This is a genomic window from Stenotrophomonas sp. NA06056 (assembly GCF_013364355.1).
GTDB lineage: Bacteria > Pseudomonadota > Gammaproteobacteria > Xanthomonadales > Xanthomonadaceae > Stenotrophomonas.
Genome location: NZ_CP054931.1, coordinates 2,814,534 through 2,840,910, shown reverse-complemented (window position 1 = coordinate 2,840,910; position 26,377 = coordinate 2,814,534). Strand labels below are relative to the sequence as shown.

Here is a 26,377-nt window from a genome sequence, read left to right as displayed (position 1 = left end):
GACAACGGTAGCGCCGGGCCATGCCCGGCGGGCGCACTGCGCTGGAGCAGGCAAGGACGTATCATCGGCGCCCTGCACATTGGGGAATGTTCATGGACGTACAGACCGGAGGTCCCGTGCGGCCGACGAAGTGGGCGTGGCGTTACCTGGTCTGGGCCGGCGTGCCGCTGCTGGTCGGCCTGCTGCTGGCCCGCTATGCCGGGCCTGGGCTGCCGACGGTGGCCAGCAGGGCCGAGGCCGTGGTTGGCAGCGATTGGGCGCATCACCTGGCTTCACCGCTGGGCCTGTTCCTGCTGCAACTGCTGGTGTTGTTGCTGGTCGCCAAGGGCGCTGGCGCGTTGTTGAAGCGTTTCGGCCAGCCGGCCGTGATCGGCGAGATGGCCGCTGGCCTGATGATGGGGCCGCTGTTGCTGGGCAGTCTGCTGCCGCAGGTGCACGGTGCGCTGTTCCCGGCCGCTTCGCTGGGGCCGCTGGGCATGCTCAGCCAACTGGGCGTGCTGATGTTCCTGCTGGTGGCCGGCGCCGAACTTGATATGGGCGCACTGCGGGGGCGTCGCCGATTCGCATTCACCGTCAGCCACGCGGGCATCGCGGTGCCGTTCGTGCTCGGCGTGGGCCTGGCCATCTGGCTGTATCCGCAGCACGGTCCACACGGCGTGAGCTTTACCGCGTTCGCGCTGTTCGTCGGCATCTCGATGAGCATCACCGCCTTTCCGGTGCTGCTGCGCATCCTTGCCGATCGTGGCATCACCCACACGCCGCTGGGGCAGACCGCCATCGCCTGTGCGGCGCTGGGTGATGCGACCGCGTGGTGCCTGCTGGCGCTGATCGTGGCGGCAGCGCAGGCCACTGGCTGGTTGCCGGCCAGCCTCAACCTGCTGTGCGTGGTGGCGTTCATCGCGCTGATGCTGGGCCTGGTGAAGCCGTGGTTTGCCCGCCAGACCATCGCGCCGGGTCGCGAAGGGCGCTGGCTGCTGGGCATCCTGCTGCTGTCGCTGGCCAGTGCGCTGGTCACTGAAGTGCTTGGCATCCACGCGCTGTTCGGGGCCTTCGCTGCGGGTGTGGCGGTCTCCTCCAACGCGCAGCTGCGGCATCTGCTGGTGGCCCGGGTCGAACCGTTCGCAGTGACCCTGCTGCTGCCGCTGTTCTTCGCCATGACCGGCCTGCGCCTGCGCGCCGACGCGTTGCAGGGCGGCGACGTCCTGTTGTGCGTGCTGGTGATAGCAGTTGCCACCATGGGCAAGCTGCTGGGCACCTGGAGTGCGGCGCGCAGCACCGGCATGGCCTCGCGCGAAGCGTGGCGGCTGGGTGCGTTGATGAACACCCGCGGGTTGATGGAACTGATCGTGCTCAACCTGGGCTACGAGCTGGGCCTGCTCGGCGACCGCCTGTTCGCGGTGCTGGTGATCATGGCGCTGGTGACCACTGCGATGACCGGGCCGCTGTTGAACCTGATCGAGCGCCGCAAGGCCTGACCCGGTCGCGCCGAGCGGGCATTCTGTAGAGCCGAGCCCATGCTCGGCTCCGCACCAGAAGCAGCCGAGCATGGGATCGGCTCTACAGCGTGCAGCGCACCCTCGAGCATGTGGGTACCGCCGTCAGTGCACCGGCACCAGCGTCAACATGTGCTGTGCCTTGCCGGGCAGGAACGGGGTGGGGCGACCGTGAACCCAATCCTCATGTCCCGCGCCCCAGTACGGCGACAGTGGGTGACCGCTCTGCCCGCCCGGCATGTGCACGATGCCATCGGCCTCGTGGCCCGGCGAGACCACCATCCGTTGTGAGGCACCGAAGGTCGGCGTCTGTACACGCGGCATGTCACGGTCGCCGGGCAGCGGATCGGCCGGCATGCACAACCAGCGGCTGGCGAAGGCGGGCAGGGCGCGCGCGACCGGATGGCAGATCGCTGCGGTGTTGCGCTCGCCCCAGCTGCGGTGCGCCAGCGGCCCCTGCTTGGACAGCTCCGCTTCGGTGCGACGCGCAGCATCGGCCAGCAGCGCGTCCCAGCTCGTGTACGCGGGCGGTAGCAGGTTGGCGGGTCGCTGTTCCAGCATCGGCCAGGCCACGCCTTCCAGCTGCGCCAGGCGTGGTGCCAGGAAATCCTCGCCCAGCTGTGCACGGGCCGGTGCCAGCAGCGCATCGGTCAGCGTGTCGAGCACCTGTGTACGGAATTCGCGCACCACCCGGTAGCTGACCGAATCGATCGCGGCACGCCCGTCCCAATGGCTGCTGACCGTGCCCAACCGCTTCAGTGCTGGATCGTTGCTGTGCCCGACGACGTCGTGCAGCAGCACCCACCAACGCTGCAGGAACACCGCGCGGTCGTCGAGCTGGATCGCCAGCAGGTCGTGCTCGTCGAAGCGCTCCTGCGTGGCCAGCATGTCACGGATCTGCCGGCCGCGTGCGCCCAGGTCGTAGCCGCCATTGCCGACGGTGGCCAAGGTCGCCTCGTCCACCACGCGGCTGTTGGCGGTCCACAGCCGATGGCTGGGCGGATCGACCAGGCTCGGCGCGGCGTCGCTGCGGATCGGCCACGGTGCACAGCCCCGGTTGCCATGATTGTCATTGAAGCCCAGCGGTGCGCAGTCCGGGCCACGGTCGGGCCGCGCGCCGATCAAGCGCCATGCGATGCGCCCGCTGCGGTCGCCGATCACCAGGTTCTGCGCGGGAATGCCGGCGTGATCGGCCATCTGCAGGGCCTGGTCCAGATCGGCGGCGCGTGCCATGTCGGCGAAATCCATGCGTACCGCGCCTGGCAACTGCGCGACCCAGCGCAGGGCGTCGCCGCTGCCATCGGCGTGGGTGTGCAGGATCGGTCCCCACGCGGTTTCGCGTACCGGGAACTGCACGTCGGTGCCACCGGCCACCACGATTCGTTCCTGATGCACGGTCACCGCAGCATTGGCGGGTTCGGTGCGGAAGTCGGCGGTGTCGATGTAGCTGTTGGTGAAGCCCCAGGCCACGTATCCATTGCTGCCGACAATCACTGCCGGCACGCCCGGCAGCGAGAAACCGCTGACGTCGACCTGGCCACCTGCGGCCTGCGGATCGGGGTAGCGCAGGCGTACGCGGAACCACAGGCTGGGGGCGCGCAGGCCCAGATGCATGTCGTCGGCGACGATCGCACGGCCATCGGCGGTCAACGCTCCGGCAACCGCGAAATTGTTGCTGCCGACCGCGTCGGCATCTTCCGCCACCGAGCCGGTTGAGGCCTTCAGCGTCCGCAGGTCCAGCTGGCTGGCGTCGGGCAGGGTGGCATTGCCGCGGGGAGCGCCGGCCAGCGGCGCGTCCCACTCGCTGCCGTCGTGCACCAGCAGGGCGTACAGGGCCGGCGGCGCCACCGCGCGGATGCGCTGCAGGGCCAGTTCGGACGGGTTGCTGGGGTCCTGCAGGTCGGCGTACATGGCCAGGCCTGCCAGCACGCTGTCGCTGGCCTGCCACGGCTGGGGCGCCTGCCGCAGCAGCAGGTAGGCCCACGGCCGTACCGCCAGACTGCCCAGGCCCTGGTTGACCCCGTCCACGTAGGCGCGCACGGAGGCAGGGTCGCTCCCCAGTGCATCCTGCAGATGGGCCTCGGTGCGCGCGCGCAGCCGGTGCACGCGCATGCGCTTGTCGGCCTCGATCGCCTTCGCCCCGAACAGGGCGGACAGTTCACCTGCGGCACTGCGCCGCATCAGGTCCATCTCGAAATAGCGTTCCTGTGCATGAATACGGCCGAGCGCCCGCAGTGCATCGGTCTTGCTGCCAGCGGTGATGGTGACCACCCCCAGCGCATCACGCTCCACGCTGACCTTCGCGGCCAGCCCGGGCAATGGGCGCTCGCCGTCCAGTTCGGCCAGGCTGCCGCGCAGCAGCAACCACAGGACCAGTGCCGCGAGCAGCACGATCGCGACCAGCGCACCCAGAATCCACCGCCACGTACGACGCATTGCAGGTCCTTCCCGAGCATGTCGGCCGATTGTAGCCGCAGGCGCAACTGCGACTGATTCCGATTAGATCACCGTATTTCCAGATGGGGCACCATGGGCGCCATCGATTCACAGGAGCTCCCCCCATGAAAGGCAATCCGGACGTCATCGCCTGCCTGAAGGAACTGCTGCGCGGCGAACTCGCTGCCCGCGATCAGTACTTCATCCACTCCCGCCGCTACGAGGACCAGGGCCTGTTCGCGCTGTACGAACGCCTGAACCACGAGATGGAAGAGGAGACCCAGCATGCCGACGCGCTGCTGCGCCGGATCCTGTTCCTGGGCGGCGACCCGGACATGCGCCCGCATGCCACCGAGCCGGGCAGGACCGTGGAGGAGATGCTGCGCAAGGATCTGGACACCGAGTACGCGGTGCGCAACAACCTCGCCGCCGGCATGAAGCTGTGCGAGGAGAAAGGCGACTACGTGAGCCGCGACATGCTGCTGGCGCAGTTGAAGGACACCGAGGAAGACCACGCCTGGTGGCTGGAGCAGCAGCTGGGCCTGATCAAGCGCATCGGCCTGGAGCTGTACCAGTTGAGCAAGATCGACGGCAGCGGCGCCGCAGCGCACTGACCGGCGCCGCTTTCTGTAGAGCCGAGCCATGCTCGGCTGCCTTCTGGTGGAACCGATCGCTGGTCGGCTCCACCAGGAGCACAACGTCCCGTCGCCCGCCAGCACCGGAGCACCGCCAGCCAGCCTTCGCCAGCCCGCTGCTCCACTGCCCGCCAGCCGACAAACAAAGAAGCCGGGGAATGCCCCGGCTTTTTTGTGTCTGACGTCCCGTTCCCGGTAGCGCCGGGCCATGCCCGGCGGTGTCCCGGTTTGCCGGTCAAGGCGTGTCAACCAAGGTTGACACCTCCCTCATTCGACCGACAGCCCTTCCACTTTCTGCCAGCCGCGGGGCAGCAGGTGGCCGCGGGTGGCGCGGGCGCCCAGATAGGCTTCGAGCTCGTTGAACTTCAGGCCCATGGTGCGTTGGCCACTGCGCACCTGCAGGGTCTGCCCGGGGCTGATGGCGACGATCGCGACGACCCGCTCGGTGGCCAGTTTGGCCTTGGGGATCTCGATGATCTTGTTGCCCTTGCCCTTGTCCAGTTCCGGCAGGTCGTTGGCGGCGATCGCCAGCAGGTTGCCCGAACTGGTCACCGCGACGATGCGGTCGGTGGCGACGTTGGCCACCACCGACGGCGTCAGCACCGACGAGCCCGCCGACAGGTTCAGCATCGCCTTGCCGGCCTTGTTGCGACCGATCAGGTTCTCGAAGCGGGTGACGAAACCGTAGCCGTGGGTCGAGGCCAGCACGAAGCGGGTATCCGGCTCGGCGCTGGCCAGGGTCACGAAGCTGGTGCCGGCGGCCGGCGAGAAGCGGCCGGTCAGCGGTTCACCGTTGCCGCGCGCCGAGGGCAGGGTATGCACCGGCGTAGAGTAGGCGCGGCCTTCGCTGTCGAGGAACGCGACCTGCTGGGTGCTGCGCGCACGCACCGCGCCCTGCAGGGCATCGCCATCGCGGTAGGACAGGGTCGAGGCATCGATGTCGTGGCCCTTGGCGGCGCGGATCCAGCCCTTCTCGGACATCACCACCGTCATCGGTTCGCTCGGTACCAGCTCGGTCTCGTCGATGGCCTGCGCCGCCTGGCGCTGCACCAGCGGCGAACGGCGCGCGTCACCGAACTTCTTGGCATCGGCCTGCAGCTCGTCGCGGATCAGCTTCTTCAGCTTGGCCTTGTTGTCCAGGATGCCGAGGATCTTCTCCCGCTCCTTGGCCAGCTCGTCCTGCTCGCCACGGATCTTCATCTCTTCCAGGCGGGCCAGCTGCTTCAGCTTGGTTTCGAGGATGTACTCGGCCTGGTCTTCGGACAGGCCGAAGCGCGCGATCAGCGCCGCCTTCGGTTCGTCCTCGGTACGGATGATGTGGATCACCTCGTCCAGGTTGAGGAACGCCACCAGCAGGCCTTCCAACAGGTGCAGGCGACGCTCGACCTTCTGCAGGCGGTGCTGCAGGCGTCGGGTGACGGTGCTGCTGCGGAACGCCAGCCATTCGCTGAGCAGCATCTTCAGGTTCTTCACCTGCGGACGGCCGTCCAGCCCGATCACGTTGAGGTTGACGCGGTAGCTGCGCTCCATGTCCGTGGTGGCGAACAGGTGGCCCATCAGCTGTTCGGCATCGACGCGGTTCGAGCGCGGCACCAGTACCACGCGCACCGGGTTGGCGTGGTCGGATTCATCGCGCACGTCTTCCAGCCACGGCAGCTTCTTGGCACGCATCTGCGCGGCAATCTGCTCGATCACCTTCGACGGTGACACCTGGAACGGCAGCGCGGTGACCACCACGTTGTGCGCTTCCTTGGTGAAGGTTGCACGCGCGCGCACGCTGCCGTTGCCGGTCTCGTACATGTTCCGCAGGTCGTTGGCCGGGGTGATGATCTCGGCGTTGGACGGGTAGTCGGGACCCTTCACGTGCTCGCACAGGTCGCGCACGCTGGCGTCCGGGTCGTCCAACAGATGCAGCAGCGCGCTGACGATCTCGTTGAGGTTGTGCGGCGGCACATCGGTGGCCATGCCCACGGCGATGCCGGTGGTGCCGTTCAGCAGCAGATGCGGCAGGCGTGCCGGCATCCAGGTCGGTTCCTGCAGGGTGCCGTCGAAGTTCGGTGCCCAGTCGGTGGTGCCCTGGCCCAGTTCGCCCAGCAGCACTTCGGCGATCGGGGTCAGCTTGGATTCGGTATAACGCATCGCCGCGAACGACTTCGGGTCGTCGCTGGAACCGAAGTTGCCCTGGCCTTCGATCAGCGGATAGCGGTACGAGAACGGCTGCGCCATCAGCACCAGCGCTTCGTAGCACGCGCTGTCGCCATGCGGGTGGTATTTACCGATGACGTCACCGACGGTGCGCGCGGACTTCTTCGGCTTGGACGCGGCATTCAGGCCCAGCTCGCTCATCGAATAGATGATGCGACGCTGCACCGGCTTCAGGCCGTCGCCGATGAACGGCAGGGCGCGATCCAGCACTACGTACATCGAGTAGTCGAGGTAGGCGCGTTCGGCGTACTCGCGCAGCGGCAGTTGTTCGAAACCGTGGAACACGGGGCGGGCAAGATCGGTCATGCGGCGTTGTTACCTATGTCGGGAGGCGGTGACGGCGGTCGCCGCTCTCAATCCAGTGATTATCCGGATGCGGCGGGGGATGCCAAGCCGCGTGCAGGGTCCAGGCCCGGTTCCAGGCCGTGGCCGGCCCGTGCCAGGTAGCGTCCGGGCGGCAATCCGAAGTGTCGTCGGAACACGGTGACGAAGGCGCTGGCGCTGCTGAAGCCCAGTGCGTGGGCGATGTCGGCCACGCTGCGGCCCTCGCTGAGCTGCCGCAGCGCCTCGGCCAGCCGCGCCTGCTGGCGCCATTGGGCGAAGCTCAGTGTGGTCTCGTCGCGGAAATGACGGGTGAGGCTGCGCGGCGACAAACCGGCCCAATGCGCCCACTGCGCCAGGCCGCGCTCGTCGGCCGGGTCGGCCAGCAGCTGTGAGGCGATCTTCAACAGGCGTCGGTCGCGCGGCATCGGCAGGTGCATGCGCTGGCGCGGCGCGGTGCGGATCTCGTCCAGCAGCACGTTGATGATGTGCTGCCGTTCGGGGGTGCTCTCGTAGTCCTGCGGCCAGTCGCAGATGCGTTCGGCCACGGCCTGCGCCAACCGCGAAATGCCCAGCACGCAGGGGTCGGCGGGCAGCTCGGCGCACAGGGGGGCGGCCAGCACCATGCCCCAGCCACGCAGCGGTCCATCGATGTGGACCGTATGCGGCTCGGCCGGTGGCATCCATCCCGCCGAGCCGGGCGCCAGCGACCAGGTGCCATGCGAGGTGCGGGTGGTCAGCAGGCCGCGTTCAACGCAGATCAGCTGCGCGCGGACGTGGTGATGCCAGTCCACTTCGCGGGCCAGCCCCTGCGGGCTGTCGAAGCGGAAGGCGATGACCGGCGGCCCATCATTGCGTTCGAACCAGTCCAGCGCCTCTTCACGCAGCAGGGTGGCGGGTCCGGGTTCGCCCGCCTTCACGTGGGCTGGGGGTGGCTTGAATGTGACATTCATTGGCTGGATTGTACTACCGGGCCAGTCGGGAGCGCCATTAAGGTGGCGCCTTCACCTGATCCAGCCCACTGCTGCAACACAGCATTTGATGCCAGATCGAATATTTCCATTGAGAAATATTTTTTTTGGAAGAGAATGCTCCCCCATGATCTGTCCTGCAACCACTCCCCCCAGCTTCGGCCTGCTGCTGCGCCAGGTGCGCGACGGCCTGGTCCGCCAGCTCGATGCGTCCATGGCCGAAGAGGACCTCGGCATCGGCTTCACCCACTACATCGGGCTGAAGGTGCTCTCGAACATGGCGCCGTGCACGGCCAACGAGCTGGCCCAGGCCATCGACCAGGTGCCCAGCGCGGTCACCCGCCTGCTGGACAAGCTGGAAGCGCTCGGTTGCGTGCGCCGCGAGCCGCATGCCCAGGACCGGCGTGCGCTGCAGATCGTATTGACCGATGAAGGCCGCGCGCTGTGGGCGCGGTTGAAGCTGCGTGGCGACGCGGTGATGGATTACGCCCTGCGCGATCTGTCCGCCGACGAACGCACCCAGCTGCTGTCCCTCCTGACCCGAATCCGCGATTCCCTGACGACCCCATGAACCCGATCACGCATCCCACTCTCCGCCGGTCCGGGCGCGCGCTGCTGGTTTCAGCGCTGGCCCTGGCCCTGGCCGCCTGCGCCAGCAGCCGTGGCCTCACCCCGCAGGGCCACGTGCTCGACGTGGACAGCCTGCACAGCGAACGCACCCTGGCCGACAGCGACCTGAGCGCCGCCGGTTTTCCTGCCCAGGACTGGTGGAAGGCACTGGGCGATACGCAGCTGGATGCGCTGATCGCCGAAGGCCTGGCCGGCCATCCGAGCCTGGACGCCGCCGACGCGCGCCTGCGCCAGGCACAGTCGCAGGTCGGCACTGCACGCGCCGATCGCCTGCCCAGCCTGTCCGTGTCCGGTGGCTACACGGGCTTGCGCCTGCCCGAATCGATGGCCGGTGATGAAATCGGCGGTCACTATGCCGGCAGCAGCCAGGTCGCCTTCGATTTCAGCTACGGCATCGACCTGTGGGGTGGCAAGCGCGCCGCCTGGGAGGCCGCCGTGGATGGCGCCCATGCCGCGACCGTCGAGGCCCAGGCCGCTCGCCTGAACCTGTCCACCGGCATCGCCCAGGCCTATACCGACCTGGCCTATGCGTGGCAGCTCAACGACGTGGCCGAAGAAGAGCTGGCACGCTCGCAGAAGTCGCTGGAGCTGACCCGCCAGCGCCGCCGCGCCGGCATCGACAGTGATCTGCAGGTACGCCAGGCCGAAGCCCGCGTTCCGGCCGCACAGCAGCAGTTGCTGGCGGCGCAGCAGCGTATCGATGCGGGCCGCACTGCGCTGGCCGCGCTGGTCGGCAAGGGCCCGGACCGGGGCCTGTCGATCGAACGCCCACGGGCGATGAACCCGCTGGCCCTGCAGTTGCCGGGCGTGGTGCCCAGCGAACTGCTCGGCCGTCGCCCGGACATCGTCGCCGCGCGCTGGCGGGTGGAGGCGGCCGACAAGCAGATCAAGGTCGCCAAAACCAAGTTCTACCCCAGCCTCAACCTGACCGCGCTGGCCGGCGTGGTCGCACCGAATGTTGGCGACCTGCTGCAGAGCAGCTCCAGCTTCGCTTACATCGGCCCGGCGCTGAGCCTGCCGATCTTCGAAGGCGGCAAGCTGCGCGCCAACCTGGCCAACACCGATGCGCAGTACGACCTGGCCGTAGCGAACTACAACCAGGCGGTGCTCGATGCACTGCGCGATGTGGCCGACCAGGTCAACGCCGTGCGCTCGCTGGCGCAGCAGGCGCAGTCGCAGCAGCAGGCGGTGGATACCGCACATGCTGCGTTTGACCTGGCCCAGCAGCGCTACCGCGCCGGCATCGGCAGCTACCTGGACGTGCTGACCGCGCAGTCCACGCTGCTGCAATCGCAGCAGCAGCTGGCCGGCCTGCAGTCGCAGCAGCTGCAGACCTCGGTACGCCTGAGCAAGGCGCTGGGCGGTGGTTTCCAGCCCAGCGACGCTGGTGCCGCACCGCTTGCTTCCCATTCCGATTCCTCGCATTCCTGAAGACGCCTGCCATGAGCCAGACCCAAGACACTGCGGCCCCTGCCGCCCCCAACCGTCGCGGCACGCTGCTGCGCGGCCTGTTCGTGATCGTCGTGCTGCTGCTGGCCGCACTGGCGCTGTGGTACTTCATGTTCGGTCGTTGGTTTGAAGAAACCGACGACGCCTACGTGCAGGGCAACCAGGTGCAGATCACTCCGCTGGTGGCCGGTACCGTGGTCGCCATCAATGCCGATGACGGCATGCGCGTGGAGCGCGGCCAGCTGCTGGTGCAGTTGGATCCGGCCGATACCTCGGTGGCCCTGCAGCAGGCCGAAGCCAACCTGGCCAAGACCGTGCGCCAGACCCGCGGCCTGTACCGCAGCGTCGAAGGTGCGCAGGCCGATCTGAACGCGCGCCAGGTGAGCCTGAAGCGCGTGCGCGACGACTTCGCCCGCCGCAAGGACCTGGCCGCCACCGGCGCCATCTCCAACGAAGAACTGGCCCATGCACGTGATGAGCTGGCCTCTGCCGAAGCGGCCGTGGCCGGTTCGCGCGAGACCGTCGAGCGCAACCGCGCGCTGGTCGATGACACGGTCATCGCCACCCAGCCGGACGTGCTGGCCGCCGCCGCGCAGCTGCGCCAGGCCTTCCTCAACAATGCCCGTTCGGGCATCGTCGCGCCGGTCACCGGCTATGTCGCCCGTCGTTCTGTGCAGGTCGGCCAGCGCGTGCAGCCGGGCAACGCCCTGATGGCGGTGGTGCCGACCGAGCAGATGTGGGTCGAGGCCAACTTCAAGGAAACCCAGCTGCGCCACATGCGCCTGGGCCAGGAAGTGGAGCTGAAGTCGGACCTGTATGCCGGCGACGTGAAGTACAAGGGCCGCATCGACAGCCTGGGCCTGGGCACCGGTTCGGCGTTCTCGCTGCTGCCGGCACAGAACGCCAGCGGCAACTGGATCAAGATCGTGCAGCGCGTGCCCGTGCGCATCGCCATCGATGCCAAGCAGCTGGCCGAACATCCGCTGCGCATCGGTCTGTCGATGAAGGCCGAAGTGAGCCTGCGCGACCAGAAGGGCGAAGTGCTGCCGAGCGCGGCCGCCAAGGGCGCGGTGTTCGACACCGACGTGTACGCCAAGCAGCTGCACGATGCCGATGAGGTGATCCACACGATCATCCAGGGCAACCTGCCGCAGCAGGCCAAGGCGAGCTGAGGTCGGCCATGTCCGCACAAGCTCCAGCTGCGCCCGGCTCTCCGGGCGCACCGGCGGCGCCGGGTGCGGCCGCCGGCTTCCTGCCACCCAGTGTGGCCCTGTGCACCGTGGGCCTGGCGATGGCCTCGTTCATGCAGGTGCTCGACACCACCATCGCCAATGTCTCGCTGCCGACCATTGCCGGTAATCTTGGTGCCAGTTCGCAGCAGGCGACGTGGGTCATCACTTCGTTCGCGGTCAGTACCGCGATCGCGCTGCCGCTGACCGGCTGGCTCAGCCGTCGCTTCGGCGAGCGCAAGCTGTTCGTGTGGGCCACGCTGGCCTTCGTGATCACCTCGCTGCTGTGCGGCCTGGCCCAGAGCATGGGCATGCTGGTGCTGTCGCGCGCGCTGCAGGGCTTCGTCGCCGGGCCGATGTACCCGATCACGCAGTCGCTGCTGGTCTCGATCTATCCCCGGGAGAAGCGAGGACAGGCGCTGGCGCTGCTGGCGATGATCACCGTGGTGGCGCCGATCTGTGGGCCGATCCTCGGTGGCTGGATCACCGACAACTACAGTTGGGAATGGATCTTCCTGATCAATGTACCGCTGGGCATCTTCGCCGCGCTGGTGGTGGGTAACCAGTTGAAGGGCCGCCCGGAGCACGTCGAGAAGCCGAAGATGGACTACGTCGGCCTGGTCACCCTGGTGATCGGCGTGGGCGCCTTGCAGCTGGTGCTCGACCTGGGCAACGACGAGGACTGGTTCTCGTCGATGAAGATCGTGGTGCTGGCCTGCGTGGCCGTGGTGGCGCTGACCGTGTTCCTGATCTGGGAACTGACCGACAAGGATCCGATCGTTGACCTGAAGCTGTTCCGGCACCGCAACTTCCGCGCGGGTACGCTGGCGATGGTGGTGGCCTACGCGGCGTTCTTCAGCGTGGCCCTGCTGATTCCGCAATGGCTGCAGCGCGACATGGGTTACACCGCGATCTGGGCAGGCCTGGCGACGGCGCCGATCGGCATCCTGCCGGTGATCATGACGCCGTTCGTGGGCAAGTATGCATCGCGCTTCGACATGCGCATGCTGGCCACGATCGCGTTCGTGGTGCTGTCGATGACCAGCTTCCTGCGTTCGGGTTTCAACCTGCAGGTGGACTTCCAGCACGTGGCCGGTGTGCAGCTGATCATGGGCATCGGCGTGGCGTTGTTCTTCATGCCGGTGCTGCAGATCCTGCTGTCGGACCTGGATGGCCGTGAGATCGCGGCCGGCTCCGGCCTGGCCACGTTCCTGCGTACGCTGGGCGGCAGCTTTGCCGCGTCGCTGACCACCTGGCTGTGGGCGCGTCGCACGCAGGTGCATCACGCGGATCTGACCGAACACATCTCGGTGTATCAGCCGGGCATGCAGGACCAGGTAGCAGCGATGGGGCAGGGCGACCTGCAGCACGGTGCTGCGGTGCTGAACAACATGATCAACCACCAGGCTTCGCAGATGGGCTTCAACGACATCTTCTTCCTGTTGGGCTGGATCTTCCTGGCAATCATCACCTTCCTGTGGCTGGCCAAGCCGCCATTCGGCGCAGGTGCGGGTGCGGCGTCTGCCGGCGGGCATTGATCGATCCGTGTTGATGAAGAACAAAACCCCGCCGGAAGGCGGGGTTTTTTCTTAAGAGCGGACAGGTGAAGCTCTTTGCCCGAGCTCCAACTCTATTCTCCAAGCTAGATCTGCAACGATTCCTTGTATCTCAGTGATCCGCGCCAAGTAGCTCTCGGTAATTTGGTCTTGGCTCTTGTTAGCTAGAAATTGCAGCTGTTTTGCTGCCGAGGACACGAGGAGGACTATTGGGTCTTCCTGTTCAATTCTATTGGTGGCGATCCACCGATCAATTGCGTGCTGTGACAGGCTATGGAGTGGCTCTGATGGCCATTCGACCCTATTTATTTGGCTTAGTATTGAGCGCTGTGCGCTAATTCGATCGTTGAATCCGCTCACAACGTTAATCCTTCCATCAGTCTCGCCATCCATTGTCTAATCTTTGGAAGATCTTCGATTGTAGAATTCAGTTGCTGTTTTTCTATCTGATCCCCAATGCCGCGGCTAGCTAGGATTCTTGCTCTTTCGAGAGTGCTGTAAGAAGTGGGGGGGAGCCTCAGGCTGTGCTCTCCGAGTAGCAGTGGGGCTTGGCGCGAGAAGACTGGCCGGCTTTTCTTATCGAAGGAATAGCAAATTGCAAAGTTGCGAGCTGCGATAAATATCGTTGATAGCTCGAAGTGAATGCTGTTTGTGCCCATTCTTATGGATGTGGTTGCACTGTCAAAGAGATCTATAAAGTTCAAACAATCGGCTCTCGCGCGGGAGTACTTGCTTGGCTCTCCAAGACTGTCAATGATATCCGTTCCGTCGCTGGTGAATACCATTGCGGACTCCAGATGCAGGTGCCAAGCGAAAGGGTTTCCTTCTCGCCAGATTGCTTTTAGCTTATCTTGTGAGTAGATGGAAAAGTTCATCTCGCTCACGTTTCTATCGTTTTCGCCGATTACCGCGAGCATGTCGATATCCGAGTCATCGTCAATCTCCCCTCGGCAAACGGATCCGAATGCATAGATGTGCATGGCTACCGCCTATTAAATCTTTTTATGATGATGGACATCAAAAATCCAAACATCATGAGCCGAATTGTTGTCACGCCAGCCATGAATAGGGGGGTGTAGGGTGTTGAAGTATTGATTCCTAGAAATATGGGAATTACTTCTTTGAAGGAGTTAACGTAACTCGACAGTAGTGCGGGATTCTTGAACTCTAGTGTGTCATTCAGCGCCAAGATGGCAATTACAACGAGCGCGGATCTGCCCAGTTTTAGTGAGCTTTCACCATTTCCCCAGATCCAGTCCAGGCTTTTGAAGTAGAGCCAATGGGCAAATTGCTTGATTCGCGCTAGACCGGAATATTTTCGTCGATAATAGGATTCATTGGATTTCCATGCCTTCAGTAGATGTGCCTCTGTCGCGTCTAGTTCAATTTGAATGGCCTTGTTCGCGGACTGGGCATTTCCTAGTTGTTGATAGTTCATTCGCAGCGTTCTTGCGAACTTTAACTTGAGATTTTCTCTCTCTGGGCAGTTCGATAAAAGAACATGATCGTCAATATCTGTTCTCTCAAATACTGCGTAATCAAATTTGCAGCCTAGGAAGTGAGCTCCATGAAGGTTGGTTCCGACAAACTTGCAGCCGGTGAAGTCGCAGCTGTCGAAGGTGCAGCCTCGCATGTAGCACGAGTCGAAAGAGGAGTATCGGAAGTCAATATTTCTGAAATTAACTTTCTTCGCGACGAGGCGTGAAAAATGGAAGTTAGAAAAATTCCCGCCATCGACATCGGCTTCGATGGTTCTGTCTTCAGCCTTTGTCTTTCCGCTCTTGGGCAAAGATTTTGGATTCAGCGCCGTGTCCATTTGCTCTGTCATCAACACAAGTGCGCATAACATAGCTGACAAGCTATTTCCTAGCGAGCGATACTCTTAGGGTGGGGAGCGATAACAGCAAATGGCCTTGATGCAGTGGCGCGACCTGCCGTGTGACGCTGCGGTGCTCAGCAACATCATCAACCACCAGGCCTTGTGGATGGCGTTCAACGACATCTTCTACCTGCTGGGCTGGCATCGCGTTCCTGGGGCTGGCCAAGCCGCCGTTCGGTGCCGATGCAGGCGCGACGTCTGCCGGCGGTCATTGATCGATCCGCCACGCAGTAGCGCCGGGCCATGCCCGGCTGAAATGCAGAGACCCCCGCTGCAAGGCGGGGTTTTTGTTTGTGGCGGCGCGCCACGCGCTCGTCGGGCATGGGCCGACGCTCCTAAGCGCCGGAGATTTCCCGAGCGCCGCACATGAAAAAACCCGCTTTCGCGGGTTTGATCATTTGCTGAGTCATGGTGCCCAGGAGAGGACTCGAACCTCCACGAAGTTGCCCCCGCTAGCACCTGAAGCTAGTGCGTCTACCAATTCCGCCACCTGGGCGACTCAGGAGGAGAATTTTGCAGGAAGGTTGGATATGTGTCAACACCATTTCACACATTTTTTTCTGCATCCATTTGCGCGCCCACATCCAGATGCTGCAGCAGGCTGCGCATCGGCGGCGAGAGCAATGTCCAGTCGGTGAACGCGACGCACAGTCGGCGCTGTGCCCATGCATTGCCGAGTGCAACGGTGACGATGCCGGTGGCCCGTCGGTGCTGCCGGGCGATGGTGCGTGGCGCGATGCCAACGCCGATGCCATGGCCCACCATCGTGCACAGGCCTTCGAATGTCTTCATGCGGATGCGTACATCGAGCGTCCGTCCGGCCTCTGCTGCCAGTTCTTCGATATAGGTCTGCAACGCATTGCCGTCGGCCAGTGCAACGAACGTCTCGCCCAGCACGTCGCTGAAATCGAGCGAGCGTCGCGCGGCGAAGCGATGGCCAGCCGGCAGCAGCATCATCAACGGGTCTTCCGCAACGACATGACGGCGCAGCCCATCGGCGGGGACGGCGTCACTGATGATGCCAGCCTCTGCCTGGCCGGCACGGATCGCGCGCACGACTTCGTTGCTGGTGCGTTCGTGCAGTTCGACGCGCAGGCGAGGGCGCTCGGCCAGCCATGGAGCCAGTCGCGTGGGCAGATAGTTGGTCAATGCCGCGGTATTGGCATACAGGTGCAGGGTGCCGCGCGCGCCGTGGGCGAAGGCCTGCAGTTCGCCGCGCAGCTGTGCCTGCTGCTGCAGGATCAGGCGCGCGTGATGGGCCAGTGCGGCACCCGCTTCGGTCAGGCTGACGCCGCGCGGGTGCCGGGTCAGCAGCGCGGTGCCAGCGTCGGATTCGATGGCGCGCAGGCGTTCGCTGGCCGATCCCAGTGCGAGATTCGACTCTGCAGCGCCGGCGGTGATGCTGCCGGCTTCTGCCACCGCCAGGAACAGGCGCAGATCGGCAATGTCCAGACGCATGGTGAGTCCTCGCAACATGCCCTCTTGCCTTCGGGTCAGCCGAAGGGTGGGGCGGGAATGCCGCATTGTGCGCTGAAGTGCCGCCGGCTCCAATGGAGGCATGAACGAGCCGATCTATTTCTACACATTGCTGGTGGTGGTGTTCCTGCTGGCCGGGGTGGTCAAGGGCGTGACCGGCATGGGGCTGCCGACGGTGGCGATGGGGCTGCTGGGGGGCGCGTTGTCGCCGGTTGCGGCGGCCTCGATGCTGTTCATTCCCACCTTTGTCACCAATGCCTGGCAGCTGCTGTCCGGGCCATCGGTGGGGCAGATCGTGCGGCGACTGTGGCCGATGATGCTGGCGGTGGTGATCGCCACGCTCGGCGCCGCCGCGCTGCTGGTGCGGGTGGATCGTGATGTCTCGCGCGCCGCACTGGGCGTGGCGCTGGTGGTCTACGCCGGGTACGCGTTGCTGGCGCCGGTGTTGCGGGTACCGGCTCGGCGCGAGCGCTGGCTTGGACCGCTGGTCGGCGCGATATCCGGTGTGGTGACCGGCGCCACCGGGGTGTTCGTGATGCCGGCGGTGCCCTACCTGCAATCGCTGGGCTTGCAGCGCGACGAGCTGGTACAGGCGCTGGGGCTTGCATTCACGGTGTCCACGATCTCGCTGACCACGGGCCTGGTGCTGCATGGTGCGTTCGGTGTGCAGCAGCTCGGCCTGAGCGCGTTGGCGGTGGTGCCGTCGCTGGCAGGGATGTGGCTGGGACAGGTGATCCGCCAGCGCATCAGTGCACGGGTATTCCGTGCGTGCTTCCTCGGCTTCCTGTTGCTGCTGGGCCTGGAGCTGGTGCTGCGTTCGTGGTGGTGATGCTGGCTGGACGCCAGACAAGAAAAAACCCGCTTTCGCGGGTGTTTTTCATTCTCGACATGGTGCCCAGGAGAGGACTCGAACCTCCACGAAGTTGCCCCCGCTAGCACCTGAAGCTAGTGCGTCTACCAATTCCGCCACCTGGGCGTCGAGGAGGAGAATTATGGGGTGCCGTGATGGAAGTGTCAACACCCTTGTGAAATTCCGGCGTCCAACACGCCAGTAGATCCACGCCATGCGTGGATGGGAGCGTTCAGTAGATCGGCGCCATGCGTGGATGGGGTGCCGCGCCCGGATCGCAGGCAAAAAAAATCCCCGCCGGAGCGAGGAGTTTTTTCGTTGGTGCCCAGAAGAGGACTCGAACCTCCACGGTTTTACCCGCTAGTACCTGAAACTAGTGCGTCTACCAATTCCGCCATCTGGGCGTTCCAGAGGCGCAATTGTGAAGATGAACCCGGGGGCTGTCAACGATTTCCTGAAAATTCTTAATGGGGATTCTTCAACGGGTGTGCTGACCCGTTCTGCACGCCCGCAACGGCTACCATGGAGGGCGATGACTACCAAAAAACCAAGCAAGGGCGGGAGCAAGTCCCGCGGTGAAGCCCCCAAGAAGGGCACCAAGCCGGGCACTGCCCGCTCCAACAAGCCGGGCAAGCCGCTGCCGGGTTGGCTCCCCGCACTGGCCGACGGAGGCGCACCGCCTTCGGCACGTGGCCGCCGCAGCGCTGAGCCGCCGGGTCCGGCGCCGGGTCGCAAGCTGCCGCCGACGGGCAAGGTGATCGACGATCCCTATGCATCCCGCGAAGCAGAAAAGTACGAACAACCCATCGCCAGCCGCGAGGCCATCCTGGCCCTGCTGGAGCGCTGCGAAGGGCCGCAGACGGCTGAAGAACTCGGCGCGCGCCTGGGCCTGACCGCACCGGACCGTGCCGAAGCGCTGTCGCGCCGCCTCGGCGCCATGGTCCGCGACGGCCAGTTGGTACAGAACCGCCGCGGCGGCTTCGCGCCGATCCAGACCTTGAATCTTGTCACCGGCGTGGTGATCGCCAACCCGGAAGGGTTCGGCTTCCTGCGCCCGGTCGAGGGGGGTGACGACCTGTTCCTGCCGCCCTATGAAATGCGCAAGGTGATGCACGGCGACAAGGTGCTGGCCCGTGTCACCGGCATCGATCACCGTGGCCGCCGCGAAGGCAGCATCGCCCGTGTGCTGGAGCGCGGCATGACCCGCCTGATCGGTCGCTTCAGCGTCGAGATGGGCATCAACTACGTGGTGCCTGATGACAAGCGCATCCAGCGCAACGTCCAGGTGCCGCCGGACCAGACCGGTGGCGCGCGCGATGGCCAGTTGGTGGTCTGCGAACTGACCCAGGCACCGGACAGCCGCCGCCCGCCGATCGGACGCATCATCGCCGTGCTCGGCGACAAGCTGACCGCGTCGCTGGTGGTGGAGACCGCGATTCACGGTCACGAACTGCCGTTCGAGTTCCCGCAGGAGGTGCTGGACGAAGCTGCGTCGGTGCCGCTGGTGGTCGAGCCGGCGATGATCGGCGACCGCGTCGACCTGCGCAGCACACCGCTGGTCACCATCGATGGTGAGGATGCCAAGGACTTCGACGACGCGGTGTACTGCGAGCCGAACGCCGATGGCTTCCGCCTGGTGGTCGCCATTGCCGATGTCTCCAACTACGTCCGTCCCGGCACGCCGCTGGACGAGGAAGCGCAGAAGCGCGCCACATCGGTATATTTCCCGGGCTTCGTGGTGCCGATGCTGCCGGAGACCCTGTCCAACGGCATCTGTTCGCTGATGCCGAAGGTCGACCGCATGTGCTTTGTCTGCGACATGCAGATCGACCGCGATGGTGTCGTCACCCACTCGCGTTTCTACGAAGCGGTGATGAACTCGCACGCGCGCCTGACCTACACCCAGGTGTGGCAGGCGGTGGGCGAGGATGACGCCGGTGCCAAGGCCTTCATCGGCGACCTGCTGCCGCAGGTGCAGCGCCTGCACCAGCTGTACAAGGTGCTGTCCAAGGCGCGCACCAAGCGTGGCGCGATCGAGTTTGAAAGCAGCGAAGTCCGCTTCGTGCTCGACAACCGCGGTGAAGTCACCCAGGCCGGCATGCTGGTGCGCAACGATGCGCACAAGCTGATCGAAGAATGCATGATCGCGGCCAACGTGGAGGCGGCCAAGTACCTGCTGTCGCGCCATGTGCCGGCGCCGTACCGCGTGCATGAGAAGCCGCCGGAGACCAAGTACGCCGACCTGCTGGAATTCCTCAAGGAGTTCAAGCTGAGCCTGCCGCCGTGGTCGAAGGTGCGCCCGGGCGATTACACCAAGCTGCTGAAGAAAATCCGCGACCGTCCCGATGCCACGCTGCTGGAATCGGTGCTGCTGCGAAGCCAGAGCCTGGCCGTGTACAGCCCCGACAACAACGGTCACTTCGGCCTGGCGTTGGAGGCATACGCGCACTTCACCTCGCCGATCCGTCGTTACCCGGACCTGCTGGTGCACCGTGCGATCAAACATGCGCTGTCGGGCAAGCCGCTGGACAAGTTCATCTACAACGCCCGCGAGATGGCCGCGCTGGCCCTGCAGTGTTCCGAGCGTGAGCGTCGTGCCGATGAGGCCGAGCGTGAAGTCGATGAGCGCTACCGCGCCGCGTGGATGGAAAAGCACGTGGGTGGCCAGTTCGACGGCGTGATCAGCGGCGTCACCAGCTTCGGCCTGTTCGTGGAACTGGATGAGTCGAAGGTGCAGGGGCTGGTGCACGTGACCCAGCTGCCGCAGGACTATTACAAGTTCGACGCGACACGAAAGACGTTGACCGGCGAGCGCCGTGGCAGCAGCTATCGCTTGGGCGACCGTGTGCGCATCCTGGTGCTGAAGGCCAGCATGGAAGAACGCAAGATCGACTTCCGCCTCGTCGAGCACAAGGGCGAAGAAGAGGAAGCCGGCCCGGCGCCGCTGCCCGAGCGCGGCAAGCCGGCCAAGCGCACGAAAAAGCAATATTGAAAGGTGTGCCGACCAACGGTCGGCAGCCACCCCACCCGGTAGGTGCTAACCACCGGTCGGCAGCCACCCCACCCTGTAGGTGCCAACCACCGGTCGGCACCCACCTCACCCGGTAGGTGCCAACCGTTGGTTGGCACGACGTTTCGGAGGAACGCAGCAATGCAGGGCCAACCCGAATACAGCGGCGGCTGCCAATGCGGTGCGATCCGCTTCCAGGCGCGCGGCGAGCTGACCGACAGCTCGATCTGCCACTGCCGGATGTGCCAGAAGGCCTTCGGCGCGTATTACGCGCCGCTGGTCTCGGTGCGCGGCGTGCAGTTCAGCTGGACCCGCGGCCAACCGCGTTATTTCCAGTCCTCCAACGTCGTGCGGCGCGGCTTCTGTGCCGACTGCGGCACGCCATTGACCTATGAAGCCCCTGATGGCGTCGCGGTGGCCGCCGGTGCCTTCGACCAGCCTGAACGCCTGCCGCCGACCATCCAGTATGGCGTCGAGCGCAAGCTGCCCTTCGTTGACGGGCTGGGCAGGCTGCCGGCACGCCGCACCGAGGAGGATGTCGCCGCACTGGAGTTCCTGGCCACGATCGTGTCCCACCAGCACCCCGACCACGACACCCCGCACTGGCCGCCGCGCAGCCGTTCGGCCGAAGGGTGAGCGGCGGGTAGCACCGGGCCATGCCCGGCGAGGGCGAAGCGCGGCCGGCCCCGATGCTCTACCATAGCCACCCCCTTTCCGGTCCTGCCCGCATGAGCAAGAACAGCCAGTGGATCGTCGGCGTCAACGCCGTCGCCTCCTCCATCGAGAACGACGCCGAGAACGTCCGCGAAGTGCTGGTCGAGGCCGGTGCGAAGAACCCGCGCCTGACCGAGATCGAGGAAAACGCCCGCCGCAAGGGCATCGACGTGCGCAAGGTCAACAGCCAGGCGCTGGACGGCGTGGGCGGTTCGGTGCGCCACCAGGGCGTGGCCGCGCGCTATGCCGCTGCCCGCACCTACAACGAGAACGAGCTGGAAGGCCTGGTCACTGCTGCGGAAGGCAAGGCACTGCTGCTGGTGCTGGACGAAGTGCAGGATCCGCACAACCTCGGCGCCTGCCTGCGCTCGGCCGCCGCAGCCGGTGCCACCGCCGTGATCATTCCCAAGGACAAGTCGGCCACGGTCAATGCCACTGTGCGCAAGACCTCGGCCGGCGCCGCCGACCGCATCCCGGTGGTGGCGGTGACCAACCTGTCGCGCTGCCTGAAGGACCTGCAGAAGCAGGGCGTATGGATCTACGGCCTGGCAGGTGAGGCCACCGCTTCGCTGTACCAGCTGGACCTGAAGGGCAACATCGCCCTGGTGCTCGGCGGCGAAGCCGATGGCCTGCGCCGCCTGACCCGCGAGAACTGCGACGGCCTGGTCAAGATTCCGATGCCGGGCGAGATCGAGAGCCTGAACGTCTCGGTCGCTGCCGGCGTCAGCCTGTTCGAGGTCGTGCGCCAGCGCGGTTGATCAGGTAACCGTCCCTGTAGAGCCGAGCCCACGCTCGGCTGCCGCGCACCGCGCGGCACCGGCATCGAGACGAAAGGCAGCCGAGCGTGGGCTCGGCTCTACAGAAGAAGAAGTCACCCCGCACTGCCGCCCAGCGACTTGAACAGCGTCACGTCGTTGTTCAACTGGCTTTGCCGCACCCGCGCCAGTGACAGCTCCGCGTCGCGGCGGGTCTGCTGCGCTTCCAGCCAGGTGCGCAGATCGGTGGCGCCCACGCGATAGCGCACTTCCTGCGCGCGCTCCACTTCCACCGCTTCGTCATAAGACGCTTGGGACGCAGTCACCTGGCGCAGCAGCTGCTCACGTGCGGACAAAGCGTTATCCACCTCCGACAGCGCGGTGTACAGCGTCTTGCGGAAGTTGGTGGCGGCGATCTGGTAGCTGGTACCGGCCACATCCGTATCCAGCTGCGCGCGCTGCAGGTTGAGGAAGGGCAGCGACAGGCCAGCGCCCAGCGTGGCCACCGGATTGCGCAGCACATCGCCCAGCGAGGTCGCGCTGGACCCCAGGCTGCCGGTAAGACTCAATGCAGGGTAGTACTGGGTGGCGGTCACCCGGATCGTCTTAAGGCTGTTGCGCAGCCGCAGTTCGGCCGCACGCAGATCGGGCCGGCGACCGAGCAGATCGGCCGGCAGGCCTTCGGCAATGGACGGACTCTGCGCTTCCAGCAGGTTCTGCGGCTCGTCCTGCTGCGGCCACGGCGTGCCATCCAGTAGCACGGTCAGTGCATTGCGCACTTCCACCCGCTGTTGCTCCAGCGCGCTCTGTGCCGAACGCTGCGACTGCAGGTTCTGCATTGCCTGGCGTACTTCCAGTCGCGAAACTGCACCAGCATCGAAGCGCGCCTGCACCAGTTCATGCGTGCGTTGCAGCCGTTCGAGGTTGGCCTGGCCGGTGGCGATGGACTGGTTGAGGTAGGCCAGCGCCCAGTACTGGTTGATGACATCCCCGATCACCAGCAGTGCCGTGTTCTGGCGGTCTTCTTCGCTGGCGTCCGCCTCCCAATGGGCGATGTCGCGCTGGGTGCGCAGGCGGCCCCACAGGTCGATTTCCCACCCCAGCGAGACACCGGTGGAATAGCTGCGACGCCAGTCGTCGGCCCGATCGGTGGCGCGGCTGCCACTTCCGTTTACGCCGGACGAGGACGGCTGCGGCCACAGCGCGTTGCTGGCCAGGCCGGCCTGCAGGCGTGCACGCTGCACGGCCAGGCCGGCAGCACCGAGGTCGCTGTTGGCGCTCAACGCCTGCGCAACGAGGCGGTCCAGGCGCTCATCGCCGAAACCCGTCCACCAGTTGTCCTGACGGATGTCGCGGGCCGGGGTGTCCAGGCCGCTGCGCGGGTCGTCGGCCGGCGCGTTGAGGGTCGCGTCGCCTCGGCCATAGGTGGCGGCAACGCTGGGGTCCTGGACCGGATAGCGGCCCACCGAAGCGCAGGCGGAGAGTGCAAGCAGTACGGCACCGGCCAGCAGCAGGCGCGAGGGAGCGGGGAACGGCAGTCGGGTCATCGTTTTCATTCGCGGGCCAGGGCCTCCACCGGGTCGAGCTGGGCGGCACTGCGTGCCGGCAGGAAGCCGAACGCCACGCCGATCAGGGTGGAGCAGGCGAAGGCGGCAATGATGGAAGCGGTGGAGAACAGCACCTGGAAATCGCTGGCGAAACGGCCGATCAGCACGCCCATCAGCAGTGCCAGGCCGATGCCGAGCAAGCCGCCGAGCAGGCACACCAGCACCGCTTCGATCAGGAACTGCTGGCGGATGTCGCTCTGCCGTGCCCCTACCGCCATGCGCACGCCGATCTCACGGGTACGCTCGGTCACCGAGACCAGCATGATGTTCATCACGCCGATGCCACCGACCAGCAGCGCGATGGCGGCGATGGCGCCGATCAGCAGCGTCATCGTGCGCGTGGTCTGTTCGATCGTGTCGCGGATCTCGGCGCTGTTGCTGAGGAAAAAGTCCTCGGTGCCGTGGCGCATGGTCAGCAACCGGGTGATCGCTTCCTGCGCCGCATCCATCGGCGTTTCATCGTTCACCCGCACGGTAATGCTGGAAACATGGCTCTGCCCGAGCATGCGCGACATCACCGTGGTGTAGGGCACGAACACGCCCAGGCTGGTGCTGCCGCCGAAACCGAAGCTCTGCTTCTTGGCCACGCCGACCACGCGCACCGGCACGTTGCCAAGCAGGATCACCTGGCCGATCGGGTCGCTGTCGGGGAAGAACTGGGTCTTGGTGTTCTCATCGATCACCGCCACCTGGGCCAGTCCCTTCACCGCATCGGTGTCAAAGAAGCTGCCGCTGAGCAGGCTTACCCCCTTCACCCGGAAGTACTGCTCGCCGACACCGCTGATCTGCGCGGTGGCTGACTGGTTGCGGTAGCGCGCGGTAACCGAACTGGACACGCTGGGGGTGGCGCTGTCGACATAGCTCTGCCGCGACAGGGCATCGGCATCGCTGGCCTTGAGGGTCTGCACCCGTGCCGAACGCATGTCGCCGAAGCCGCGGCCGGGGTAGACGTCGATGGTATTGGTGCCCAGCGCGCTGATGTTCTGCAGGATCTGCTGCTGCGAGCCATTGCCCAGTGCCACAACCGATACCACCGAGGCGATGCCGATGATGATGCCGAGCATGGTCAGGAAGGTACGCAGGCGATGGGCGTTCATCGCCAGCAGGGCCATCCGGAACGCTTCGGTGAAGCGATCGCGGGCCGCGTGCCAGCTGTTGCCATGGGCGACGCCCGCGCTTGGCTCGCGTTGCGCACGGTAGCTGGGTGCGGCTGGATTGGCACGGTCGGCGATGATCTCGCCGTCGCGGATCTCGATGATGCGCTGTGCGTGCTCGGCCACGCTCATGTCGTGGGTGACGATGATGATGGTGTGGCCTTCGGCATGCAGCTCGCCGAGGATGGCCATCACTTCTTCGCCGGATTTCGTATCCAGGGCGCCGGTCGGTTCGTCGGCCAGGATTACCTCGCCACCGTTCATCAACGCACGCGCGATCGACACGCGTTGCTGCTGGCCACCGGACAGCTGCCCCGGTTTGTGGTGCATGCGGTCGGCCAGGCCCAGACGCTGCAGGAGCTGCTCGGCACGCGCAGTGCGAACCGGGCCGGGGCTGCCGGCATAGACGGCTGGCACGGCTACGTTGCCGCGCGCGTCCAGATCGCCCAGCAGGTGATAGCGCTGGAAGATGAAGCCGAAGTGCTCGCGACGCAGCTCGGCCAGCTCGTCGGGCGCCATGCTCCCCGTCTCGCGACCCGCCACCTGGTAGCTGCCACGGGTCGGGCGGTCCAGGCAGCCGAGGATGTTCATCAGCGTGGACTTGCCCGAGCCGGACTGGCCGACGATGGCCACCATCTCGCCGGCATGGATGTCCAGGTTGACGTCGCGCAGCACGGCGATGACGTCGTCGCCGGCCGGGAATTCACGACGCAGGTCACGCAGGCGCAGCAGCGGTGCCGTCGTGCTCATCGGCGCCCCATGCCCGGGCCGCCGACCCGCATCTGCATGCCGCCGCGGTTGCCGCCACCGGCAGCTGCCGCAGCGCCACCTTCGCCGACCACCACGCGCTCGCCTTCCTGCAGGCCGGACAGGACCTCGACGTTGGCGCCGTTGTTGATGCCGACCTTGATCTTGCGCGGCTGCGGCTGGCCCTTGTCATCGACCACCCGCACGATGCGCTCGCCATTGCGCGACTTCGGGCCGAGTGCAACGGCCGGCACCATCAACACGCCCTTGGCCTGCTTGAGCAGCACCGATACCTGTGCGGTCATGTCGATGCGCAGGGTGCCATCGGGGTTTTCCACGTCGAACAACGCGTTGTAGTAGACCGCGCTGCTGGAGCTGGAACTGGACGAACTGCTGGAACTGGACGAGCTCTCGTTGGCGATCGACGCCGGTGCCGGATTGATCTGCCGCAGCGTGGCGTGGTACTTGCGGTCCGGGTCGCCCAGCGTGGTGAAGTACACCGGCATGCCGGCCTTGATCTTGACCACGTCGGCCTCGGAGACCTCGGCATTGACGGTCACCACGTCCAGCCGTGCCAGCATCACGATGGTCGGCGCAGTCTGGTTGGCGTTCACCGTGCGGCCTTCCTCGGCCACCACCGCCACCACGGTGCCGTCCATCGGCGCGACGATGCGGGTGTAGGCCAGGTTGGCACGGGCGGTGCCCAGTTCGGTTTCGCGGCCCTTGATCTGCGCCTCGTAGGATTGCAGCTGCGCACGCGCGGTCTTCAGCTGGGCCTCGGCGGCATCGTATTCCTGGCGCGAGGTGGCTTCGGCGGCCAGCATCTGCTGCTGGCGTGCGAACTCCAGTTCGGCCTGGCGCAGGGTGGCCTGCTGCACCGCGCGCTGCGCGGTCACCTGGTCCAGCGAGGCCTGCGCGTTGAGCACCTGGTTCTGCTGGGTGGTGGCGTCGATCTCGGCGATCAGGTCGCCTTCCTTCACCGTATCGCCCAGTTGCACCTTCAGCGACTTGATCTGGCCGGAGGCCTGCGCACCGACGCTGACCAGCTTGTAGGCGTCGATCACGCCGGTAGCCTCCACCGTCTGTTCGATGTCGCCGCGGCTGACCGGGGTGGTGGCCAGGGCGGGTGCAGCCGGCTTGCGCAGCAGCCACCAGGCGGACACGGCGGCGATCAGGACAAGCAGGGCGATCAACATCAGGCGACCCTTGCGGGTCGCGGGCAACAGGCGGGAGATCACGTGGCGGCTTCACTCTGGGGGC

19 protein-coding genes, 3 tRNA genes and 1 pseudogene are annotated in these 26,377 nt (G+C 65.6%); 11 read left to right on the top strand and 12 right to left on the bottom strand.

The features are described 5' to 3' along the window. The first annotated feature begins 86 nt into the window (after positions 1-86). Positions 87-1,475, top strand: a complete 1,389-nt coding sequence (locus HUT07_RS12770; RefSeq protein ID WP_176021237.1) for a cation:proton antiporter — start codon at positions 87-89, stop codon at positions 1,473-1,475. A 123-nt stretch (positions 1,476-1,598) separates the two neighbouring features. On the opposite strand, the gene HUT07_RS12765 is transcribed toward HUT07_RS12770, so the two are convergent. After that, positions 1,599-3,929 carry a penicillin acylase family protein gene (locus HUT07_RS12765; protein WP_176021236.1) on the bottom strand — a complete coding sequence of 777 codons (2,331 nt, stop codon included), beginning with the start codon at positions 3,927-3,929 and terminating at the stop codon, positions 1,599-1,601. A 125-nt stretch (positions 3,930-4,054) separates the two neighbouring features. Here HUT07_RS12765 and bfr point away from each other — a divergent pair, with 125 nt between their 5' ends. Beyond that, positions 4,055-4,543, top strand: coding sequence for a bacterioferritin (gene bfr, locus HUT07_RS12760; protein ID WP_176021235.1), 489 nt, complete (start codon positions 4,055-4,057; stop codon positions 4,541-4,543). A gap of 288 nt (positions 4,544-4,831) precedes the next feature. Here bfr and parC read toward each other — a convergent pair whose 3' ends face one another. Together parC and HUT07_RS12750 are read right to left on the bottom strand one after the other, a co-directional pair. Further along, on the bottom strand, positions 4,832-7,075 hold the full coding sequence (gene parC, locus HUT07_RS12755; RefSeq protein ID WP_176021234.1) for a DNA topoisomerase IV subunit A: 2,244 nt from the start codon (positions 7,073-7,075) through the stop codon (positions 4,832-4,834). A gap of 59 nt (positions 7,076-7,134) precedes the next feature. Continuing rightward, positions 7,135-8,043 (bottom strand): helix-turn-helix transcriptional regulator, encoded by a 909-nt coding sequence (locus tag HUT07_RS12750; RefSeq protein ID WP_176021233.1) that lies wholly within the window; start codon positions 8,041-8,043, stop codon positions 7,135-7,137. Between the two features lie 145 nt (positions 8,044-8,188). Here HUT07_RS12750 and emrR point away from each other — a divergent pair, with 145 nt between their 5' ends. Genes emrR through emrB form a run of 4 tightly spaced genes read left to right on the top strand, consistent with a single transcriptional unit; the run spans position 8,189 to position 12,907 of the window. Next, positions 8,189-8,632: a multidrug efflux system transcriptional regulator EmrR gene (emrR, locus tag HUT07_RS12745; protein ID WP_025877626.1), complete on the top strand. Its 444-nt coding sequence runs from the start codon at positions 8,189-8,191 to the stop codon at positions 8,630-8,632. Continuing rightward, positions 8,629-10,122, top strand: a complete 1,494-nt coding sequence (gene emrC / locus HUT07_RS12740; RefSeq protein ID WP_176021232.1) for a multidrug efflux transporter outer membrane subunit EmrC — start codon at positions 8,629-8,631, stop codon at positions 10,120-10,122. The genes emrR and emrC overlap by 4 nt, the downstream gene beginning before the upstream one ends. Positions 10,123-10,133: 11 nt before the next feature. Next, positions 10,134-11,312, top strand: coding sequence for a multidrug efflux MFS transporter periplasmic adaptor subunit EmrA (gene emrA, locus HUT07_RS12735; protein WP_176021231.1), 1,179 nt, complete (start codon positions 10,134-10,136; stop codon positions 11,310-11,312). Between the two features lie 8 nt (positions 11,313-11,320). Beyond that, on the top strand, positions 11,321-12,907 hold the full coding sequence (gene emrB / locus HUT07_RS12730; RefSeq protein ID WP_176021230.1) for a multidrug efflux MFS transporter permease subunit EmrB: 1,587 nt from the start codon (positions 11,321-11,323) through the stop codon (positions 12,905-12,907). A 374-nt stretch (positions 12,908-13,281) separates the two neighbouring features. On the opposite strand, the gene HUT07_RS12725 is transcribed toward emrB, so the two are convergent. Together HUT07_RS12725 and HUT07_RS12720 are read right to left on the bottom strand one after the other, a co-directional pair. Further along, positions 13,282-13,842, bottom strand: coding sequence for a nucleotidyltransferase (locus HUT07_RS12725; RefSeq protein ID WP_176021229.1), 561 nt, complete (start codon positions 13,840-13,842; stop codon positions 13,282-13,284). Between the two features lie 65 nt (positions 13,843-13,907). After that, the gene (locus HUT07_RS12720; RefSeq protein WP_176021228.1) at positions 13,908-14,741 is read right to left on the bottom strand and encodes a pentapeptide repeat-containing protein; all 834 of its coding nucleotides are present in this window, start codon (positions 14,739-14,741) and stop codon (positions 13,908-13,910) included. Positions 14,742-14,868: 127 nt separating this feature from the next. Here HUT07_RS12720 and HUT07_RS12715 point away from each other — a divergent pair. After that, positions 14,869-15,019 (top strand): annotated as a pseudogene (locus HUT07_RS12715) (MFS transporter); the annotation flags it as partial. Between the two features lie 194 nt (positions 15,020-15,213). Here the strand turns inward: HUT07_RS12715 and HUT07_RS12710 are convergent. Both HUT07_RS12710 and HUT07_RS12705 read right to left on the bottom strand, forming a co-directional pair. Beyond that, positions 15,214-15,300: transfer RNA gene (locus tag HUT07_RS12710), tRNA-Leu, on the bottom strand. Positions 15,301-15,350: 50 nt separating this feature from the next. Beyond that, positions 15,351-16,262, bottom strand: a complete 912-nt coding sequence (locus tag HUT07_RS12705) for a LysR family transcriptional regulator (RefSeq protein WP_176022549.1) — start codon at positions 16,260-16,262, stop codon at positions 15,351-15,353. Positions 16,263-16,362: 100 nt separating this feature from the next. Here HUT07_RS12705 and HUT07_RS12700 point away from each other — a divergent pair, with 100 nt between their 5' ends. After that, positions 16,363-17,109 carry a sulfite exporter TauE/SafE family protein gene (locus HUT07_RS12700; RefSeq protein WP_176021227.1) on the top strand — a complete coding sequence of 249 codons (747 nt, stop codon included), beginning with the start codon at positions 16,363-16,365 and terminating at the stop codon, positions 17,107-17,109. Between the two features lie 60 nt (positions 17,110-17,169). Here HUT07_RS12700 and HUT07_RS12695 read toward each other — a convergent pair. After that, positions 17,170-17,256, bottom strand: a tRNA-Leu gene (locus HUT07_RS12695). Between the two features lie 193 nt (positions 17,257-17,449). Beyond that, positions 17,450-17,534: transfer RNA gene (locus HUT07_RS12690), tRNA-Leu, on the bottom strand. A 128-nt stretch (positions 17,535-17,662) separates the two neighbouring features. On the opposite strand from HUT07_RS12690, the gene rnr reads away from it, so the two are divergent. From rnr to rlmB, 3 genes are all read left to right on the top strand, one after another. Then, entirely contained in the window at positions 17,663-20,122 is a 2,460-nt protein-coding gene (rnr, locus tag HUT07_RS12685) for a ribonuclease R (protein WP_176021226.1), read from the top strand. Between the two features lie 159 nt (positions 20,123-20,281). Continuing rightward, positions 20,282-20,776, top strand: coding sequence for a GFA family protein (locus HUT07_RS12680; RefSeq protein ID WP_100464347.1), 495 nt, complete (start codon positions 20,282-20,284; stop codon positions 20,774-20,776). Positions 20,777-20,868: 92 nt separating this feature from the next. Beyond that, on the top strand, positions 20,869-21,612 hold the full coding sequence (gene rlmB, locus HUT07_RS12675) for a 23S rRNA (guanosine(2251)-2'-O)-methyltransferase RlmB (RefSeq protein WP_089239900.1): 744 nt from the start codon (positions 20,869-20,871) through the stop codon (positions 21,610-21,612). Positions 21,613-21,725: 113 nt separating this feature from the next. On the opposite strand, the gene HUT07_RS12670 is transcribed toward rlmB, so the two are convergent. The 3 genes from HUT07_RS12670 to HUT07_RS12660 are packed head-to-tail and all read right to left on the bottom strand — an operon-like array spanning position 21,726 to position 26,355. Then, positions 21,726-23,165, bottom strand: a complete 1,440-nt coding sequence (locus tag HUT07_RS12670; protein WP_176021225.1) for a TolC family protein — start codon at positions 23,163-23,165, stop codon at positions 21,726-21,728. After that, a complete protein-coding gene (locus tag HUT07_RS12665; protein ID WP_176021224.1) occupies positions 23,162-25,120 on the bottom strand; it encodes a MacB family efflux pump subunit in 1,959 nt (652 codons plus the stop codon). Before HUT07_RS12665 ends, HUT07_RS12670 begins: the two co-directional genes overlap by 4 nt. Beyond that, complete coding sequence (locus HUT07_RS12660) at positions 25,117-26,355, bottom strand: efflux RND transporter periplasmic adaptor subunit (RefSeq protein WP_176021223.1); 1,239 nt, start codon at positions 26,353-26,355, stop codon at positions 25,117-25,119. Before HUT07_RS12660 ends, HUT07_RS12665 begins: the two co-directional genes overlap by 4 nt. Between the last annotated feature and the right edge of the window lie 22 nt (positions 26,356-26,377).